Source organism: uncultured Duncaniella sp. (genome assembly GCF_910577345.1).
Taxonomy (GTDB): domain Bacteria; phylum Bacteroidota; class Bacteroidia; order Bacteroidales; family Muribaculaceae; genus Duncaniella.
Genome location: NZ_CAJTMT010000045.1, coordinates 1 through 17,635 on the forward strand (window position 1 = coordinate 1; position 17,635 = coordinate 17,635).

The 17,635-nt window shown below is 49.7% G+C and carries 19 protein-coding genes and 3 tRNA genes; 7 read left to right on the forward strand and 15 right to left on the reverse strand.

What is annotated here, in order from left to right; all coding sequences use genetic code 11:
* Positions 1–100 precede the first annotated feature (100 nt).
* The 4 genes from QZ310_RS12905 to QZ310_RS12920 are packed head-to-tail and all read right to left on the reverse strand — an operon-like array spanning position 101 to position 3,021.
* Positions 101–469, reverse strand: a complete 369-nt coding sequence (locus tag QZ310_RS12905) for a GntR family transcriptional regulator (protein WP_297073524.1) — start codon at positions 467–469, stop codon at positions 101–103.
* Positions 470–484: 15 nt separating this feature from the next.
* Positions 485–1,273: a hypothetical protein gene (locus QZ310_RS12910; protein ID WP_297073526.1), complete on the reverse strand. Its 789-nt coding sequence runs from the start codon at positions 1,271–1,273 to the stop codon at positions 485–487.
* Entirely contained in the window at positions 1,273–2,130 is an 858-nt protein-coding gene (locus QZ310_RS12915; RefSeq protein ID WP_297073528.1) for an ATP-binding cassette domain-containing protein, read from the reverse strand. Before QZ310_RS12915 ends, QZ310_RS12910 begins: the two co-directional genes overlap by 1 nt.
* A gap of 9 nt (positions 2,131–2,139) precedes the next feature.
* Complete coding sequence (locus QZ310_RS12920; protein ID WP_297073530.1) at positions 2,140–3,021, reverse strand: TraB/GumN family protein; 882 nt, start codon at positions 3,019–3,021, stop codon at positions 2,140–2,142.
* 291 nt (positions 3,022–3,312) lie between these two features.
* On the opposite strand from QZ310_RS12920, the gene QZ310_RS12925 reads away from it, so the two are divergent.
* Entirely contained in the window at positions 3,313–4,143 is an 831-nt protein-coding gene (locus QZ310_RS12925; protein WP_297073532.1) for a hypothetical protein, read from the forward strand.
* Positions 4,144–4,352: 209 nt separating this feature from the next.
* Here QZ310_RS12925 and QZ310_RS12930 read toward each other — a convergent pair whose 3' ends face one another.
* Positions 4,353–4,958 carry a DJ-1 family glyoxalase III gene (locus QZ310_RS12930; protein ID WP_297073534.1) on the reverse strand — a complete coding sequence of 202 codons (606 nt, stop codon included), beginning with the start codon at positions 4,956–4,958 and terminating at the stop codon, positions 4,353–4,355.
* A gap of 153 nt (positions 4,959–5,111) precedes the next feature.
* Between QZ310_RS12930 and QZ310_RS12935 the strand changes: the two genes are divergently transcribed.
* On the forward strand, positions 5,112–5,480 hold the full coding sequence (locus QZ310_RS12935; protein ID WP_297073536.1) for a helix-turn-helix domain-containing protein: 369 nt from the start codon (positions 5,112–5,114) through the stop codon (positions 5,478–5,480).
* 64 nt (positions 5,481–5,544) lie between these two features.
* On the opposite strand, the gene QZ310_RS12940 is transcribed toward QZ310_RS12935, so the two are convergent.
* From QZ310_RS12940 to gadC, 6 genes are all read right to left on the reverse strand, one after another.
* Entirely contained in the window at positions 5,545–6,114 is a 570-nt protein-coding gene (locus QZ310_RS12940; RefSeq protein ID WP_297073538.1) for a GrpB family protein, read from the reverse strand.
* A gap of 170 nt (positions 6,115–6,284) precedes the next feature.
* Entirely contained in the window at positions 6,285–6,854 is a 570-nt protein-coding gene (locus QZ310_RS12945) for a YdeI family protein (RefSeq protein WP_297073540.1), read from the reverse strand.
* Between the two features lie 201 nt (positions 6,855–7,055).
* Complete coding sequence (locus tag QZ310_RS12950) at positions 7,056–7,190, reverse strand: hypothetical protein (protein ID WP_297073542.1); 135 nt, start codon at positions 7,188–7,190, stop codon at positions 7,056–7,058.
* 62 nt (positions 7,191–7,252) lie between these two features.
* A tRNA-Val gene (locus QZ310_RS12955) sits at positions 7,253–7,327 on the reverse strand.
* 10 nt (positions 7,328–7,337) lie between these two features.
* Positions 7,338–7,411 (reverse strand) — tRNA-Arg (locus QZ310_RS12960).
* 317 nt (positions 7,412–7,728) lie between these two features.
* Positions 7,729–9,342, reverse strand: coding sequence for a putative glutamine/gamma-aminobutyrate antiporter GadC (gene gadC / locus QZ310_RS12965; RefSeq protein ID WP_297073544.1), 1,614 nt, complete (start codon positions 9,340–9,342; stop codon positions 7,729–7,731).
* 203 nt (positions 9,343–9,545) lie between these two features.
* Here gadC and QZ310_RS12970 point away from each other — a divergent pair, with 203 nt between their 5' ends.
* Positions 9,546–10,274 carry a carboxypeptidase-like regulatory domain-containing protein gene (locus tag QZ310_RS12970; RefSeq protein WP_297073560.1) on the forward strand — a complete coding sequence of 243 codons (729 nt, stop codon included), beginning with the start codon at positions 9,546–9,548 and terminating at the stop codon, positions 10,272–10,274.
* 126 nt (positions 10,275–10,400) lie between these two features.
* On the opposite strand, the gene QZ310_RS12975 is transcribed toward QZ310_RS12970, so the two are convergent.
* Both QZ310_RS12975 and QZ310_RS12980 read right to left on the reverse strand, forming a co-directional pair.
* Positions 10,401–11,564 (reverse strand): DUF4861 family protein, encoded by a 1,164-nt coding sequence (locus QZ310_RS12975; RefSeq protein ID WP_297073546.1) that lies wholly within the window; start codon positions 11,562–11,564, stop codon positions 10,401–10,403.
* A 146-nt stretch (positions 11,565–11,710) separates the two neighbouring features.
* Positions 11,711–12,571, reverse strand: a complete 861-nt coding sequence (locus QZ310_RS12980) for an RNA polymerase sigma factor RpoD/SigA (protein ID WP_107032887.1) — start codon at positions 12,569–12,571, stop codon at positions 11,711–11,713.
* Between the two features lie 283 nt (positions 12,572–12,854).
* On the opposite strand from QZ310_RS12980, the gene QZ310_RS12985 reads away from it, so the two are divergent.
* The 3 genes from QZ310_RS12985 to QZ310_RS12995 all read left to right on the forward strand — a co-directional run bounded on the left by QZ310_RS12985 (position 12,855) and on the right by QZ310_RS12995 (position 15,444).
* Positions 12,855–13,679 (forward strand): glycogen/starch synthase, encoded by an 825-nt coding sequence (locus QZ310_RS12985; protein WP_297073550.1) that lies wholly within the window; start codon positions 12,855–12,857, stop codon positions 13,677–13,679.
* A gap of 31 nt (positions 13,680–13,710) precedes the next feature.
* Complete coding sequence (locus tag QZ310_RS12990; RefSeq protein ID WP_297073552.1) at positions 13,711–15,129, forward strand: DUF4270 family protein; 1,419 nt, start codon at positions 13,711–13,713, stop codon at positions 15,127–15,129.
* 242 nt (positions 15,130–15,371) lie between these two features.
* A tRNA-Thr gene (locus QZ310_RS12995) sits at positions 15,372–15,444 on the forward strand.
* A 95-nt stretch (positions 15,445–15,539) separates the two neighbouring features.
* On the opposite strand, the gene QZ310_RS13000 is transcribed toward QZ310_RS12995, so the two are convergent.
* Entirely contained in the window at positions 15,540–16,340 is an 801-nt protein-coding gene (locus tag QZ310_RS13000) for an RNA methyltransferase (protein WP_297073554.1), read from the reverse strand.
* A 148-nt stretch (positions 16,341–16,488) separates the two neighbouring features.
* Between QZ310_RS13000 and QZ310_RS13005 the strand changes: the two genes are divergently transcribed.
* Entirely contained in the window at positions 16,489–17,346 is an 858-nt protein-coding gene (locus QZ310_RS13005; RefSeq protein WP_297073556.1) for an enoyl-ACP reductase, read from the forward strand.
* Between the two features lie 38 nt (positions 17,347–17,384).
* Here the strand turns inward: QZ310_RS13005 and QZ310_RS13010 are convergent.
* On the reverse strand, positions 17,385–17,635 hold a 251-nt coding region (locus QZ310_RS13010; protein WP_297073558.1), incomplete at its 5' end, for a hypothetical protein.

The following is a 17,635-nucleotide window of genomic DNA, read 5'->3' on the forward strand; positions in this document are numbered from 1 at the left end:
AAGGATTTGATTGACGCACCTACATAAAACATTCTCCGGCCGGAAGCGCTTAACCCACGCTCCCGGCCGGAGTTTTTTATGTAGTCTATACAGAGCTCTATTAGAGAGGGGATTGCTTTTGCTTGTTGAATTGTTGGATGACTTCGTCGATGGATATGTCGAGGAGTTTCATTTCGTTGAAGAGGTCGCGGAGGGTGGTGTCGAAAAATTCCTGACGGCGCGCCTGGTTGACGTGGTCGAGCGCGTCGGTGGTCAGATAGAAGCCCATGCCGCGTTTTGGAACGATGATGCCTTCATTCTGGAGATATTCGTAGGCTTTGAGGACGGTGTGGCTGTTGACCGACAGGAATACGGAGAGCTCGCGGACGGAGGGTATGCGCTCTCCGGCCGCCCAGGCTCCTGTCAGTATCTGCCCGAAGCTGTAGTCGATTATCTGACGGTATATCGGTTTATTTGGAGTGAAATCCATTTAGAAGGTGTTGTTTTATGCCTTGACCTCGCCTTTTGCAATCTGGCGGTAACAGAGCCATCCCATCACGATGGAATAGACGGCCAGCAGTCCGTAGACAAAACCAAAGATGGGATACATGTTATTGATGAGGTTTACTGCCTGATCGGGGGTGACATCAGGTTTGTCGGCCAGTTCATTGATGGCGACGACGAAGCCTGCGAGGGCTGATAGGAGTCCGGTCGCAAACAGGACGGCCGCGAGGGTGAGAAGGCCTTTGATGACACGGTGGCGTGTCGAACGTAACACTGTGTAGAGAACAGATATGATCAAGGCTGAGGTCTGGACAATGCTTATGCATACGATGAAGAAACGGTTGTCCAGTCCGAGCATGGCTTCCTTCAGGTTGTAGCGGGAAAGAATCATTTCGTTCAGTGGTTCGCCGGATGTGAGATGGGCATAAATGTAGTCGCTGCCATACCACACTCCCTGCACGACGGCCGGGACTGCGACGAGGCTGAACAACATATAGAAGAGCCATTTCTCGACGGCCTTTGCAGGAAGAAGAGTCATCATGGTTGCATCACGCTTTGCAAATGTCAGCGGGCCGAGATAGAGCATCACTCCGACGATGAGGCTCATGAGGGTGTAGACACTAATTTCATTTCCTCCGAGGTAGATGCACAGTTGGACGAACGCATAGCAGGCAAAGGTGATGATGGCTGTAAGGAGGAGGTAGAGTCTGACCGGGCCTTTGAAGATCAGACCGATGCTCATCATGCGCCGCCATGAAAATTTATCTGAAAGGGTGGCTATTGTATCCATTATTCAAGCTCTTGGTTGCGGGATGGTTTGCTGTTGATGATTTCAAGCAGGCGGTCGCGCGACTTCGACATTAGCGCAGAGTAGAGGAGAGCATAGTTGAGGTCGGTCGGCTCACCGGTTTCATTTTCAATGATGCTGTGGAAAAGTCCCGCTCCCTGTTCCATGAAGATATGGTCGAAGGGTGGAATCGGGCTTGCCACACATGAGATTCTTTCGGAAATCTCCCATGTCGGGCGAGCAAGGAGGAGTTTGCCTTTGGAAAGCACGAGCACACCGTCGTAGAGTTCGCGCAGGTCTGAAACAGTGTGGGTCGAGATTATGACCGTCTGTTCGGGGCCGGTGCAGCGGGCGAGGATGTGGCGCAGCGCCTTTTTCGAAGTGATGTCGAGACCGTTGGCCGGTTCGTCGAGGAGCAGGAGGTCTACGCCGAGGGCGACGACGTAGGCAAGCAGGGTCTTGTGGCGCAGTCCGAGCGAGAGCTGATTGTAGTTCTCGTTGCCGTCGAGATTGAATTCGCGCAGGTTTTCTTCGAAATTTTCCTGTGAGAAGGTGGGGTAGAAGCGGCTGTGGATTTCTGCAAACCCGCGTATTGTCTTTGTCGGAAGCTCAGTGGTGTCGGGAAGCATGAACACCGTTTTCATGACCGACGGTTCGCGTGAGGAGACCGGAGAGCCGTCAATCAGACATTCACCCGACGAGGGAAAGAGGAGTCCGGCCATCAGACGCAGAAGCGTGGTCTTTCCTGCACCGTTTTCACCGAGCAGGAGGTGTATGCCCGGTGACACCGATGCCGTGACATCGTCAATTGCGACGAAGCCACGGCGATAGGCGTATGTGAGGTTATTGAGTTCAATCATGTTCAGAGATTATTCAACCGGTTTTACAGTGTAGCCTCCCTTTCGGAGAAGACTGATAAGGCCCTTGTCGCCGGGAAGGTGTCCGGCACCGACTGCGATGAGCACAGAGGCTGTCGGGAGAAGTCCGGCCATTATGCGGACCCAGTTGGCATTGCGTTTGTTGAGCATACGGTCGCTCCACTCTTCGTCGCCTCCGAGTTCGGGATCCTCCATGATGGCGAGCATCGAGTTGAGGTCGCCCGAGAGATAGGCTTTGGCAAGACGGATGGCGGTTCCGGAAGCTTTGTCGTCGTTTCTCACCATTTCCATCAGTTCGTTGGCCTGGGTCATGATAGATGTGCCGAACATGGCCTTACACTGGTCCTCGATGGTCTCGAAACCGCCGATTTCCTTTCCTGCCTCGGCTCCGCGTTTCTGGATTTCACCGTCGAGCTGCTGCGCCGGGTTGAAGTTGGGGAAGGCAGCCTGGCTCTGGACGAGTGCGAGGACGGTGTTGACCATCGCGGGTTTCAGCGGCGCGAATTGCGCGGCTGATGCCATCGGGCCCATATATTTTTTCAACACCTTGTCGAGCGAGTCGATCTGCGCGGATGAGAGGACGGTGGTCAGTGTGCTGTCCTGAGGAGCGGCTGCATAGCTGAGCATCACTTGCTGTGACTGGGGCGACTGGGCGGTGCTCATCACCATCTCACCATAGACTTTGTCGGCCGAAGCAAGCGCCTTGTTGAAGTCGGGGACGCTGTCGAGCACAGAGATGGGTGCAATGTGGTGTGTGCCGAAGAGGTAGGAGGGTTTGTCCAGACCGTTGCCTGAGATTTCCCAGAGGAGCTGGGCGTTGCAAGCGAGGGTGCTGACTGCACTGACGATGATTGAAAGGAGAATCTTTTTCATTGCTTCCAAGGTGAGTTTGCGGTTTATAATGATGAATTTTATTCGATGTGTTGAGGTGTTGTACATAACTAACACACCACAAAGGTATGGACCTTTTGAGAATCTGCCAAATTTTTTAGCCAAAAATTTTCAAATTTTGTAAAAATCGTGCTCTCAGGCTCTTGTGTGGCCCATGTTTTTTATGTACTTTTGAATCGCTCCGGCTCATGGTGTAATAATGGTGTATATAATAGGTGTTGTATATACATTTCGATTGAGGCCGGTGGTAAAACTTAAAATAATCTGACAGCAATGAAAATTTCTACCAAATCGTTACGTCTCGTGTTTATGTTTGTCACACTCATGGCGATGCAGACGCTTGTGAGCTCCTGTGGCAACAGTTCAAAGAAGCAGAATCTTCAGCAGATCCGTGAGGAGGTTGCTGCCGTGAAAACTCAATGCCCCATCGACATGGGAATCGCCGGAACGGTGACGGATGTGGATATTGACGAGACATCCGGGACAGTCCGCTACACGCTGCAACCCAATGAGCTGTTTCTGAACGAAAACGTCTTCATCGACCACAAGGATCTGATGCGGAAATCGTTGCTGCTCAATATTTCTCCCCTTGAATCGGAGAAATCGGGACTGACACAGCTTGCCGAAGCCGGGTTGAACGTGGCTTACGTCTATTCGTTTCCTTCCGGCAAGCAACACACGCTGCTGCTCACTCCAGATGATATTCTCAACGGTTCGGTTGAAAAACTCAGCCCCGTTGAGCGTGCCAATGCCGTGCTTGAGACCCGCTGTGAGATTTCAAAACTGATTTTCCCCACGCAAATTGATGATTATACTACTCAAATTGGTGTGGAACTGCAGCCCGACAATATGATTCATCAGTTCTCGATTGATGAGAAAGGTCTCGGTTTGCCGATAAATGACCCCGCCGTTTCCAAGGAAGCTCTCTACAACAGTCTCGTCGATGGTCTCCGGCTTAGTGCCAATGATCCGACAATGAAGACGGAGATGGAAGCCGTCATCGCCACAGGCCGTGGCCTTGTCTATCACTACACGGGCGTACCCTCCGGTTCAACCATCGAAGTCCCCATCACTATTGAAACCCTCCGCACGATTTTCAAATGAGCATAGGTTAGTTCACTCACGGAGATGTGTGGAAATCGCTGTTAGAAATAGCAGATACGATATATGCCATAAATTCTGACAGTTATATGGAATAGAGGATATTTTTTTGAATAAAAGTTGTATAAAATGTTAGAATAGGCTGATAGTTCAATCATGAATGTTCTGTCAGCCTATTATTTTTTAGATGAAGGTTGAAACCGTTGTCGTTTCTATGAGCCTATTACCATACCGCTTCGTAGTGCTTTTTCTATTTCTTCGCCTTTTACTTTTCTGACAATGGCAAGAGCAAATTCGAGAGTTGTACCGGGGCCTTTGGATGTTATCAACCGGTCTGTCACCACTACATCATCTTCGGAATATACGCCTCCATTATTTTGAAATTCATCTTTCAGGAAAGGATAACCGGTAGCTGGAATTCCGGAGAGAATTCCGAGTGGGCCAAGGACAAGAGCTGGAGCTGCACAGATAGCCGCAATTTTGCCACCATCCTCCCAATGTTTCTTTACTATATTCCGGAGTTCACTGTTGAGATTTACGGCAGCTTCACTTTTGTCTGCTCCCGGAAATACGAGCCAGTCAATGTGTGAAGGATTAAGTTCGGAAACCGTCATGTCGGTAATGATATTATTACCGGTTGCGCCTTTTACAAGGCGGTTGTCAGTCATTGATACGGTGTAAACTTCCATACCTGCACGACGCATCACATCGATAGGTGCGATAGCTTCAATCTCGTCAAAGCCGGTTCCGAGAATAACGAATGTAGCCATTCCTTCAGGCTTAGCCGATGCCGGAATCTTAATGCTTATTTTATTCATGATTTTAGGATTCATTATGTTTTTGTTAATTTTGCAAAGGATAGCTGCTACCTTTAAGACAAAACAAAATTATGAATTAAAGCATTGCTTCGCAAGAGGTTACTTTGAAGGTAGCCACTTACTTCAAACTCACTTTTAGTCAGTATCAATCAGATGGAGACAGAAAAATTTTCAGAAAAATATTCATGTGTGACAACTTGCCCCATGCGCAACGTGATAGCTCACTTCGCCAACAAGTGGTCAATGCTTCTTCTCGTCATTCTTGACGAGTTCGGGGTCATGCGGTTTAATGAATTGTCTCGTGCAATCCCGGATATATCTCCAAAAGTCCTTTCCGGTCATTTGAAGACGCTTGAATCCGTCGGACTTGTCAAACGCATACTTTATGCGGAAGTACCTCCTCGCACTGAATATAAATTGACTGAATTAGGTAAATCCCTGACTCCAATACTAAATCAACTATCGGAATGGGGAGAGCAGAATTTGAAAACGATTAAAAAAAATTTGTCAATCAGTGGTTGAGCGAAAGGTGGTCGTTATGATGCAGGATGATTATTATACCTTTTTTCTTGTGAAAACTAAGAACTTAGGAGATGGGCTCAATGTCTGGTTTCAGACCAAGTATTGATTGATTTCCCCTGGCTTTCTCGGTGATTTTCTTTACAAATTCTGTTTTTGCTTCAGTATATCCATCACGGTTGTGGGTGTAGGCGGGCAGCAGGCTCAATTTCAAATTTTCATATTCTTTTGCAGTATCGGGATGCGAGTTGAGGTAGTCCCTGAAATATACCTCGTCATTGTCACCGGTATTTCGGATATGGATATGAAATACCTTTTCAGCATAGCCAGCCGGAGTGTAGCCTTTGTTGAAACTCATTTTTCGCTCCCCTGCCGACATGCAGATGTAGCCATTGTTTTCAAGCGTGGTCCGGATATTATCCCAATTGACAGTGGTCGGGACTTCAACGAGAATGTCAATGATTGGCTTGGCTTTTATGGCAGGAATTGCCGTGCTTCCGATATGGCTGCATGTCGGTGAGAAACGGGCAAGCAATACGGAAAGAGATGCGGTTTCAGAGTCGGCCCATTCTTTCCAAGATGGATTATGCCCGACGAGAACTATAGGAAATAGTTCCCATAATTCTTCCAATGTCATTTCATTCAGATTTTTGCCCATTTGATTATATCAAAACATAGTCGGGACGTGTCATTCGTTCCGGGATTGTCACTTCATCAGAGGTAGGTTTGACAGCATATTCTTCAGGCGGATGGCAAGTCGGGGCATTTTTTTATAGAGTATATGATATGAAGAACGGTGATTCTCTCTCAATAGTTGAGCAGACGGCCACAGTCGTGCCAGTCGCCGATCATTTCGCCCTTGGCGCTTGCCTCAATCAGTTTGGAAAGACGGCTGTTGAATAGCTCAGGTTTTGATTTTACCCTGTGGATGTTGTCTATCCTCACGCGCTGATAGAGTGGGGGCGTGGTTTGAAAATTCTCCCATGCCGAGGGTGTTTGTCTGAAAGCCTTGACTATCTCCGGCATGATTTCAAATTCAACTGAAAGGTCAGGGCAAGCCTTGCGCCCGCTTTCGGTCATCAGTCCTAATTTCTCCAATCTTCTGCACCGCTCCTTGTTGAGTTCAGTCCATTTGCCGGATTTGGTTCTCGGGCCGAACCGCTGCAACGGTTCGCCGTTGACGCTTTTCAGCGTGGAGTCAATCCAACCGAAACACAGAGCCTCCTCGACCGCATCGAGATACCAGAGGGCATCGTCAGGCGCAGTCTTTCCACGCTTAGCCACCACCCAACATTCCCGCTCTGTGGCATGATTCTCAATCAGCCACTGCCGGAATTGCTGCCGGTTCTTGATGTCGAGGATATTGATAGGTGTCATTCTTCAATACTTCGTTAAAATCAATTTAAGTTGTTTAAAATAAATGAGTTAGTTAACAAAGCTTAGCACAAAAATAGGAGCCTCTAAAATAAATCAGAATGCGAACCGGTACGGAGCATCAGTAGAATAAGTTTAGTGTCCCTCTTTTAGCACATCGCTTAAGGTCTTTGTCAAATCTTTTGGTATTTCGGATTATGTATTTCATAATTCAATACCAAGTTTTTCAAACATTTCGTCCACGGAATTATATGTCGTTACTCGTCCGGCAGCAACATCTTCGAGAGCTTCATCAAGGCCGGTCTTACGTTTGCTTTCGGTTTTGGATATCTGTGTCATATTAGAGAGATTTTAATATAAAAAATAAGGCGAGAAAAAGATTTTCTCGCCTTCTCAGGTTGTGATCCATACTGGATTCGAACCAGTGACCTCCTCCCTGTCAAGGAGGCGCTCTAAACCAACTGAGCTAATGGATCGGAATGTCAGTGATCCGGATGCGACTCGAACGCATGACCGTCTGCTTAGAAGGCAGATGCTCTATCCAGCTGAGCTACCGGACCGACCTTATGTTGAGAAACAGAGGTTTTAAGTGGCTTTGTCAATCGGAAACGTCGGGCTACAGCCTGAATTTCCGGCGATTGTGACCGAACTTCGGTTTCTGCGGTGCAAAGTTAATCATTATAATTGATTTTTACAAGTGAAAATCTTCAAACCATCATGCGTAAATGTCAAATGTGGGTCAGAGATGTCTTGCAAAAGGATATTTCGGGCATTTCAATTAATAAAAGGTGACGTTGCAATGTTTGGCCGCATCACTCTCAATCGGGTAATGCGGCCAAACATTGGTTTTATAGAAAATAGTATGTTATAATCGGCTTTATCGCTTTCCCTGTCCGTGGCTTGCGATGGCTTTGGCTTGGGCGGCTTCGACATCGTCGTCAGCAGGTTCGTGTCCGGCAGGCCATTTCGATACCTGCCAAGGCTCACGGCCTTCAATCTGCCAGTCAAACGGGTCGAAATGGGCATTCGGGTTGCGCCACGATGGTTTTCGGCAAGCATAGACGAGCAGTGGCAGACCGACGAAAATAGCAGTACCGACGAGAAGTATTCCGATATAGACCGCGGGGCTTCCGGTTGCAATCTGCGACGGCGGGATGAAACTGAGCAAGAGAGCTGCAAGAGCGCCGAGGATACCGATTGCACAGACGATAATCTCTCCGAGTTTTCCTCCGGGGACGACGAATCCACGTTTCTTGTTAGGCTCCGTACGACGCAGGCGGATGAAGGCTCCGTAAATCATCAATACCATTATAAGATATATGATGGTTGCAAGCTGCGACATGATTTGATAGGCGGATTCAACAGTCGGAAGCACGATGATGACGAGGCTGAGGAGCGAGACGACGGCTCCGGCGATGTAGAGAATGTTCTTGTTGACACCGTTTTTATTGACCGTCTGGAGACCGCGGGGGAGGTAGCCTGACTGGGCAACCGCCATGACACCGACTGACGGGCCGTTGACGAGCGCACTGACCTGACCAAGCACACCGAACATGATGAACACTGCCATCACATTACCGAGCCAACCGAGACCCATGCTTGCCCAGAGGTCATCGTAGGCAACGAGGAGCGACTGAAGGATGTCGATATTGTCCGACGGGATTACCTCGCCGATGACGAGTGTACCGATTGAATAGGCTGCGACAATCACGAGGATTGCGAGGAATACTGCGCGCGGATAGTCACGGGCAGGATTCTTCATGTCGTTGATATGCACAGCCTGCATCTCCATGCCTCCGTAGAAGAGGAAGATTGAAGCGGCGAGGACGATGGTGTTGAGGTGGCTGAAATCAGGGAAAAACGGTTTGTGGTCGAGGCTGATGGTTTTGCCAAGGCAGACATAGACGATGCCTAAGATGACGAGGATGATGACCGGGATGATGGTGCCGAACAATCCGCCGTAGGTACTCAGCTTGTTGGCCGATTTTGTTCCACGGAAGGCATTGAACGTTGCGCCCCAATAGAGCAGGAAGGCGATGACGAGAGTGTAAATTTTGTTGGATGCGAGTTGCTGGTCAAAACTTTCCGGCCAGAAAATATAGGCAAGGGATACGGCACCGAACATCAGCACTGTCGGGAACCATATTATAATTGTCATCCATTCGAGAAACATTGCGGTCCAGCCCCATCGCGGTCCGAATGCTTCCGACACCCAGCGGTAGAGACCTCCCGCTTTGGTATAGGTCGAGGCCAGTTCGGCACAGACCAGCGAGAAGGGGAGAAGGAAGACTACGGCTGCAAAGATATAGTAGAAAATTGACTGTACGCCGAATTTCGCTTCCGATGGCAGTCCGCGCAGGCTGAGAATGGAGGTGACTATCAGGATTGCCATAGCCATCATGGTAATCGTACCCTTGGCTGTGGATTTCATTTTCGTCCTGCCCGACGGCGTGACTTCGGCAGGCGACGGATTAACTGTCTTTTGGCTCATGGAGTGCTGTGTTTTTATGTTGGTCCGTAAATTGATGTGAAACGTCCGTAAATTGATGTGAAACGTTTGAATTATAACATCCACATCAGAGCTAAAGTTTGTCGTGAAAATTACTTTAAATTAGTTGAAATGTCCTTATCTTTGCGACAAAAACAATCATCATGCGTACAATCTTATCCTTGACCTTAGCATTTTTGACTTTTGTGTCTCATGCCACCGATACTGTCACCATTTCAGGACGTGTCACCGACTATAATGGAAATCCGGTGGACTCATGCACCATCTGCCTCTACAATCCGAACTTCACCACTGCCTATGAAACCCTCTCAGGACCCGACGGCAGCTATGCGATTGAGAATGTTGCCGAAGGTGACTATGCCGGTATTTTTGCCATGCGCATAAAAGAATACCCACGCATGAATCAGGTGGCGCCGGAAGACATGAAACTCGAATTCTGGGCATGGAATGTTCCGGCTCACCGCGATCTGACCCTCGACATCCGTTATGACAAACTCGAACTTTACGGCACGACCGCTTTCATGGAATATGGCGGACGACCGGAGCTACTCATATACACACGTCCGATGAGCGTCACAAAGGTGCTTGCCTTCAGCAACTACCTCGACAAGAGCGCGGCAGAAAAAGAGTGGAAAGTCACAGTCGATCCGCAATACATGCAGTTTGAAGTTTACGCTGATGGTACTCCACTGAAACTCATGTCGGTTCAGCATCTTTCATTCCCCAACGCCAACGGAAACGCTCTCAATGATGACTGCTACTTGCTTCAGACCGAACTCCCCAAAGATATTGCCGACCATCAAGGACGTCCATACGAAATCCGTGTTGTCGGTCACAACACCGAGTATGACGAGTGGGGCGAAAATGTCTACTACATGCACGTCCCGGCCTACCGCTTCGGTGGAGAGAAGTAAACCGGCCGCCAAAGGAATCTTCAAACATGGATAAATAAAGAAACTGCATCACAATGAACTGCACCCCAAAAGTTTTTTGTCTAACTTTTGGGGTGCAGTTCATTGTGATGCAGTTCCGAATATTTTTTACTTAACCTTAACCTTGACAGGATTCTTTTTCAGGACTTCCCATTCGCGGAGGTGCTTGAACCAGTCGGCGGCGGAGTGGGGTGAGGCTGAGTCGCGAAGGGCACCGGAGGTGAAGCTATAGCGGATTTCGCCGTTCTTGTCGGGGCGGAGGATGGTGAGATAGTTGACATCGTCCTCCTTGACCGATTTCAGGTTGGCGGCGGGAACCCAGATGCCGAGACCTACAGTGTCGGTTATGTCAGCCATACCCTTGTCGGGCACGTTTGACCCCCAGCTTCCGGCAAGGCCGTTTTCTGTCAGGAATCCCTCGTTGTCAATGGCGAGTTTCTGGACACCGGTGCAGAATGTGGAGTTGGCGGGGAGGCCGTGGAACTTTATCTCTACGTCATAGTCGCGGTGACGGTCATAGACGGTGTAGCGCTGGCACATATCGACAGGCTGTCCGTTATACACCCATCCGCGGTCCGACACTTCGATGATTGAACGCACGGGGCCGGTTGTCACGACTCTTTGCGAGCGGGTGGTCACAGTGTCGATTGTCACCGGGCTGCCGTTCTGATAGCCTCGGAATGATCCGAGTGCGACGGAGGTTCCTGCCCAGAGCACGTCGCGGCCATAGCCATCTTCAAGCTGCTTGCGGGTGGTGTAGAACCCTGTTTCGGCGAGTTCGAGGCGCGGAGTGTTCTTGGCGTAGAGATCGACGCTCTGACGGTTATCCATATAGACGCGGATGGCGTTGTAGAGACCTTCGAGGACGGCGCCGTGGCCGTAGATGCTGCTATACATCTCGCGGTTGTCGGCATCCCCGGGGAAGGCTATTGCCTGGATTTTGGGATATTTCTTATTCTTGTCGTTGAGGCGGATGTAGGCGTAAGACCCGGGAGTGAACGAGGTTGAGACAGCATCCGGTGAGAGGTCGATTTTGTAGGTTTCGGTAGCGTTGGGCTTAAGGTCTACGAGAAACACGAGTTCATCGGCAAGGCCGTCGTCGTTGAGGTCGTCGAGCTGCCATGCGATTTCGGGATGGCCTTGGATGGTGACTGAGCGGACTTCTTTGCCTTTTTGTCCGACGGGGACTGTTACAGGTACTGCCTCTCTGGGCTGATCGATGGGGTTGCTGACCGTGACAGTGAGCGAAAGCAATAATGAAAGAGCAAGCATAATGATTTAAGGATGTGTGATGAATGTTTTTTGATAAAGTTTAAGGCCGCGAGATTTTTGATTCCCGCGGCCTTGTGTGAGTTTGGACGGATAGTTTTGTCTGTTCCGACAAATCCGATGAGCGGAGTTGAGGCCGCAGGCGGATTTTACTGTCCGAGATAAGCTTTCAGCAGATGGCTCTTCTGGCCTTTGAGCCTGCGGATGGCTTTTTCCTTGATCTGACGGACACGTTCGCGCGTGAGGTCGAACTTTGCTCCGATTTCTTCAAGGGTCATTTCCTGACATCCGATTCCGAAGAACATCTTCAGGATTTCACGTTCGCGGTCGTGGAGCTGCTTGAGGGCGCGCTCGACCTCTTTCGAGAGGGATTCCTGGGTGAGAGTGGCATCGGCCATTGGGGAGTCATCGTTGGTGAGGACATCGAGGAGGCTGTTGTCTTCACCTTCCACAAACGGTGCATCCACCGAGATGTGGCGGCCCGATACTTTAAGCGTATCGGCGATTTTGTCGACGGGGACATCGAGCTTTTCGGCAAGTTCCTCGGGCGAGGGACGGCGTTCGTTTTCCTGCTCGAACTTCGAGAGGGCCTTGCTGATTTTGTTGAGCGAACCGACCTGGTTGAGCGGAAGACGCACGATTCGGCTCTGCTCGGCGAGTGCCTGGAGGATTGACTGGCGAATCCACCATACGGCGTAGGAGATAAACTTGAAACCACGGGTCTCGTCAAACTTCTGTGCCGCTTTAATCAAGCCGAGATTGCCTTCGTTGATGAGGTCGGGGAGGCTGAGTCCCTGGTTCTGATACTGCTTTGCAACCGATACAACGAAGCGGAGGTTGGCACGGACGAGCTTGTCGAGAGCTCTTTGATCTCCCTGGTGAATGCGCTGGGCGAGCTCCACCTCCTCCTCGACGGAGATGAGTTCTTCTCGACCGATCTCCTGAAGGAACTTGTCGAGCGAGGCGCTTTCACGGTTGGTGATTGATTTAGTGATTTTTAATTGTCTCATGTTCTACTTATAGCAGATAATTCGTGCAAAGGTAGTAATTTTTCGGCTGATGTCAAAATTAAAAAACGCTAAATGCCCGCTGGCCTGTGCTCTTGATTGTGGCTTTGGTCGAAAAAGTTGCTCCTAAACTGCGCTTGGGGTGGGAAAAATGAAAATTTATTCGTAACTTTGCAATCCAAATCACATAACAAAGAATCGGCGCATAGAGTTCGAAGTCAACCGTATCACGATTACAGGCTTTCATTTCACCGGTTCAATTAAAACAACGACTATCTAACCCTGCATGGAGTCAAAAAAAGTACTTTTCATCTCTCAGGAAGTATCACCTTATCTCCCTGACACCCCAATGTCGGTGCTCGGCCGCGACATCCCACAGGGGATTCACGGCAAGGAATTTGAGGTGAGGACATTCACCCCGAAATACGGATGTATCAACGAGCGTCGCAACCAGCTTCACGAAGTGATACGTCTTTCCGGCATGAATCTCATCATCGACGACACCGACCATCCGCTTATCATTAAGGTGGCCACGCTTTTGCCTTCAAGGATGCAGGTTTACTTCATCGACAATGATGACTATTTCCAGCCCCTGCCTGAAAAGGGTCTGGAGACCGACATTCTCGCCGCCGACAACGACGAGCGCATCATGTTCTTCACTATGGGCGTCGCCGAGACCGTCAAGAAGCTCCGCTGGCAGCCTGCAGTGATTCACTGCAGCGGCTGGGTTTCAGCCCTCGCGCCCCTCTATCTGCGCAAAAAGTATGGCGACGACCCGACCTTCCGGGATTCAAAGATTGTCTATGCCCTTCAGCCTGAGAAGTTTGACGGCACACTTGACCCGCGTTTCGCCGAGAAGCTCCTGATGAATGATTTCACCGAGGAGGATATTGCCACACTCGGCAAGGAGCCTGTCGATTTCGCCACTCTCAACCGTCTGGCTATTGACTATGCCGATGCTGTCATCCAGGTGACTGACGATGTTGACCCCGCTCTCATCGAATACGCCCGCAATTCCGGCAAGCCCTTCCTTCCCTTCGAGGATGAGGATGGCCGTGTCGAGGCATACACTGAATTCTACCGCACACTTCTCGGTGAGGAAGAAGATTGAATCCGTTTCATAAAAACATATATAGGATTAAATGAAAAAATTATTCCTGCTTTCAGCCGGACTTGTAGCGGCAATGGCTGTCGCTTCATGCGATGAGACCACATCCACAGCCGGAGGAAGTCTGGTCCAGGATGAGGTGGAAATCGTGATCGACTCCACTTTCACGGTCTCCGGCCGTGCTGTGGACAACGATCTCGTGCAGTCCCGTACGGTGCTCCAGCTTCTCGGACGCATCGATGCCGAGGGCTACGGTTCGCTTTCAAGCGACATTGTCTGCCAGTATATGCCGTCGGCCTACGTCGATACGGTCGGCATTAAGCCTGATTATATCGACTCGGTGAAGCTTATCCTCACTATGTTCAAGGACGGTTTCGCCGGCGACTCGATCGTGCCGATGGGTGTGTCGGTCTATCCGCTCACACGCCAGTTGACATCGCCTATCTACAGCAATTTCAACCCTTCGGGCTACTACGATTCATCCAAACTTCTTGGCTCAGCCACATATTCCGGACTGATTGACGGTGCTGACGGTGTCGGTGCTGATAATTCCGGCAATATCTACAAGGACATTGCCATCATGCTCCCCCGTCAGATTGGTGTCGATCTATACAATGAATTCAAGACCAACGAGTCGACATTTTCTACTCCGCAGGCATTTGCCAAGTGGTTCCCGGGTCTCTACATTACAAACTCGTTCGGTTCAGGTCGTGTCACCCGAATCGTGAGCAATATGATTAATGTCTATTTCCGCTCGGTGCAGCCGATTCCCGACACAGATCCTCAGCGCGACACCGTCCTCTACGGCACTGGTACATATCTTGCTGTCACTCCGGAAATTATCACCAACAACAATATTGCTTACAAGATGTCGGAGCGCCTCAAGCAGCGCGCATCCGCAGGCGAGGCCATTCTCGTCGGACCGACAGGCTATGACGTGGAATTCACTTTCCCCGCACGCGAAATCATCGCGCGCTACAAAGCTCAGAGCAATCCGCTTTCGGTCATCAACACTCTTTCGCTGACCATCCCTGTCGAGGAGATTGAAAATGATTATGGTCTGATGCCTCCGCCCTACGTTCTTCTGGTCAAGAAGAAAGATAAAGAGAAATTCTTCTCCGGCACACAGATTAATGATGACATTTCATCGTTCTACGCAGCCTATAATTCCACATCCAAGAGTTATACTTTCTCGGCCATGCGTGACTATATCATGGATGTGATGTCGCGCGATGAGGTGACAGTCGAGGATGAAGAGTTTGTCATCTGTCCAGCACTTGTGTCGTTCTTCGTGAACTCCTCCAATAACTATTACAGTTATTATTACGGAACCACGACTTCGACCACAGTAAGTTCAATCACGCCTTACGTCACAGAGCCTGTCATGGGTAAACTTGATTTTGCTAATGCTAAAATCAACTTCACCTTCACCAAGCAGACACTCGGCAATTGATATGACGGATTGTATGGAGGCCTGACAATCAGAGTGTGGCCTCCATACAGTTTGTTTATTGACAATAATGCATGGTTAGGTTTTCAACGTATGATTTTCAACATGATGTGTGGAAACTTCACTTTGGTGGATGATTTTTTAAGCTTATAGCCATCCAAATCGGAAAAAATCATTAACTTTGCACCCGTTAAAGATTAAATCCAATTCCCCGACATTCGGGTGGTTGATTATTTCAAAACCAAGCCGCAATAGCTCAGTTGGTAGAGCATTTCATTCGTAACGAAAAGGTCGCGGGTTCGAGCCCCGCTCGCGGCTCTAAAACGACCACCGCCGTCCAGACTTTAAAGTCTGGATGGCGGTGGTCGTTTTATTTCTACAATTTATCGATGACGATATTACAAACATAAAGATTATCTGCTTCTCAGCTCCCAGCAGGCCACAGCCGCTGCTGCTGCGACATTGAGCGAGTCGACGCCATGAGCCATCGGGATGCGCACCGTATAGTCGGCCTCCTCGATGGTTTTTGAGGCGAGACCGTCACCTTCCGTTCCCATGACAATGGCGAGGCGTGGCTCAGCTTTCAGCCTCGGGTCGTCAAGAGGGACAGACTTGTCGGTCAGTGCCATTGCCACGGTCTTGAATCCATATTCCTTAAGGGTATTCACCTCCCCGTCGAGCCAACCCCACGGAACTTGGAATATCGTACCCATCGATACCCTCACTGCACGTCGGTTGAGCGGATCGCATGATGAGCGGGTGAGCACGACGGCATCTATCCCCAAGGCGGCTGCCGACCGGAAAATGGCGCCTATATTTGTAGTGTCGACCACGCTGTCTATCACAACCACTCTTCCGGCATCTCTGAGCAATTCCTCCAATGGTTGAAATGGCTTCCGGTGCATTGCCGCGAGTACCCCTCGGGTGAGGGTATAGCCCGTCAGCGACGCGAGGACCGGACGGCTTGCAGTGTAGACAGGCATGTCGGGATATGCGGCTATTATATCAGCGGCATCACCTGTGATATGCCGCTCCTCACAGAGAAGTGAGATCGGTTCATATCCGGCTGCGATGGCCACGCGTATCACTTTTGGACTTTCGGCAATGAAAATTCCCTTTTCGGGTTCAAGTCGGTTGCGCAGTTGTGCTTCGGTCAGCGCCCTGTAGGGCTTCACGCCGGAATGGTCGAGCGAATCTATATGTATGACGGGCATGGTCGATGAATAAATGGGTTTAAAACAGTACAAAATTAAGCCACTATGACCGATAATCCAACAAAAAGATGGCAAAATCTGCCGTTTTTACCTATTTTCATGCAAAATCTCCGTATCTTTGCACCCGAGAAACAATAATACCTATAACATGGCATATAATCTTTTGAAAGGAAAGCGCGGCATCATCTTCGGCGCGCTCAATGACATGAGTATCGCCTGGAAAGTGGCTGAGAAAGCCGTAGAGGAAGGCGCGACAATCACTCTGTCAAACACTCCCGTTGCAGTCCGTATGGGCGATGTCAGCAAGCTTGGCGAAAAGCTCGGTGCTGAGGTCATCCCCGCCGACGCAACCAATGTCGACGACCTCGAAATGGTCTTCGAAAAATCAATGGAAATTCTCGGAGGCAAGATCGATTTCGTGCTCCACTCAATCGGAATGTCGCCCAACGTGCGCAAGAAACGCCTCTATGACGATATTGACTACGATCTGCTCAACAAGACCCTTGACATCTCAGCCATCTCGTTCCACAAGATGATTCAGGCTGCCAAGAAACTCGACGCAATCGCTGACCACGGCAGCATCGTCGCTCTCAGCTACATCGCAGCCCAGCGCACAATGTTCGGCTACAATGACATGGCCGATGCCAAAGCGCTCCTCGAATCAATCGCCCGCAGCTTCGGCTACATCTATGGCCGCGAGAAGCAGGTGCGCATCAACACCATCTCTCAGTCACCCACACAGACCACTGCCGGCAGCGGCGTAAAGGGAATGTCATCACTCATGGACTTCGCAAACCGCATGTCGCCCCTCGGCAATGCTACTGCCGACGAATGTGCCGACTATTGCATCGTGATGTTCAGCGACCTCACCCGCAAGGTGACCATGCAGAACCTTTTCCACGATGGCGGCTTCTCAAGCATGGGTATGAGCCTTCGCGCCATGGACCAGTACGAGAAGAGTTTCGACCAGTATCGCAACGAAGACGGAACAATCCAGTACGGTTAATCCATCCTCAAAATCGTCTGCTCCTCCCCGGCTGAATCTCAGCCACAGGATGGCAAACGTAAATAAAAAAGACAGAAAGCATTCCACCGATAGTGGAATGCTTTCTGTCTTTTATGGCTCTTTGTGATTAAACAGAACAATCCGAAACTCCGGTTTATATATGATGAAAAGAGATACAAAAGAACAAAAACAGGCAAAAGTGTTTTGCCATCACTTTGCCGGATGGCAAATTGTAAGCTGCGAAGTCCAAATGATGATTCCATCACCAGCTTAAATAAAAATAACAAAC

Excerpts from the sequence above, each read along its gene's own strand:
- QZ310_RS12905 (WP_297073524.1), bottom strand. The coding sequence starts at position 469 with ATGGATTTCACTCCAAATAAACCGATATACCGTCAGATAATCGACTAC.
- QZ310_RS12910 (WP_297073526.1), bottom strand. The coding sequence starts at position 1,273 with ATGGATACAATAGCCACCCTTTCAGATAAATTTTCATGGCGGCGCATG.
- QZ310_RS12915 (WP_297073528.1), bottom strand. The coding sequence starts at position 2,130 with ATGATTGAACTCAATAACCTCACATACGCCTATCGCCGTGGCTTCGTC.
- QZ310_RS12920 (WP_297073530.1), bottom strand. The coding sequence starts at position 3,021 with ATGAAAAAGATTCTCCTTTCAATCATCGTCAGTGCAGTCAGCACCCTC.
- QZ310_RS12925 (WP_297073532.1), top strand. The coding sequence starts at position 3,313 with ATGAAAATTTCTACCAAATCGTTACGTCTCGTGTTTATGTTTGTCACA.
- QZ310_RS12930 (WP_297073534.1), bottom strand. The coding sequence starts at position 4,958 with ATGAATAAAATAAGCATTAAGATTCCGGCATCGGCTAAGCCTGAAGGA.
- QZ310_RS12935 (WP_297073536.1), top strand. The coding sequence starts at position 5,112 with ATGGAGACAGAAAAATTTTCAGAAAAATATTCATGTGTGACAACTTGC.
- QZ310_RS12940 (WP_297073538.1), bottom strand. The coding sequence starts at position 6,114 with ATGACATTGGAAGAATTATGGGAACTATTTCCTATAGTTCTCGTCGGG.
- QZ310_RS12945 (WP_297073540.1), bottom strand. The coding sequence starts at position 6,854 with ATGACACCTATCAATATCCTCGACATCAAGAACCGGCAGCAATTCCGG.
- QZ310_RS12950 (WP_297073542.1), bottom strand. The coding sequence starts at position 7,190 with ATGACACAGATATCCAAAACCGAAAGCAAACGTAAGACCGGCCTTGAT.
- gadC (WP_297073544.1), bottom strand. The coding sequence starts at position 9,342 with ATGAGCCAAAAGACAGTTAATCCGTCGCCTGCCGAAGTCACGCCGTCG.
- QZ310_RS12975 (WP_297073546.1), bottom strand. The coding sequence starts at position 11,564 with ATGCTTGCTCTTTCATTATTGCTTTCGCTCACTGTCACGGTCAGCAAC.
- QZ310_RS12980 (WP_107032887.1), bottom strand. The coding sequence starts at position 12,571 with ATGAGACAATTAAAAATCACTAAATCAATCACCAACCGTGAAAGCGCC.
- QZ310_RS12985 (WP_297073550.1), top strand. The coding sequence starts at position 12,855 with ATGGAGTCAAAAAAAGTACTTTTCATCTCTCAGGAAGTATCACCTTAT.
- QZ310_RS12990 (WP_297073552.1), top strand. The coding sequence starts at position 13,711 with ATGAAAAAATTATTCCTGCTTTCAGCCGGACTTGTAGCGGCAATGGCT.
- QZ310_RS13000 (WP_297073554.1), bottom strand. The coding sequence starts at position 16,340 with ATGCCCGTCATACATATAGATTCGCTCGACCATTCCGGCGTGAAGCCC.
- QZ310_RS13005 (WP_297073556.1), top strand. The coding sequence starts at position 16,489 with ATGGCATATAATCTTTTGAAAGGAAAGCGCGGCATCATCTTCGGCGCG.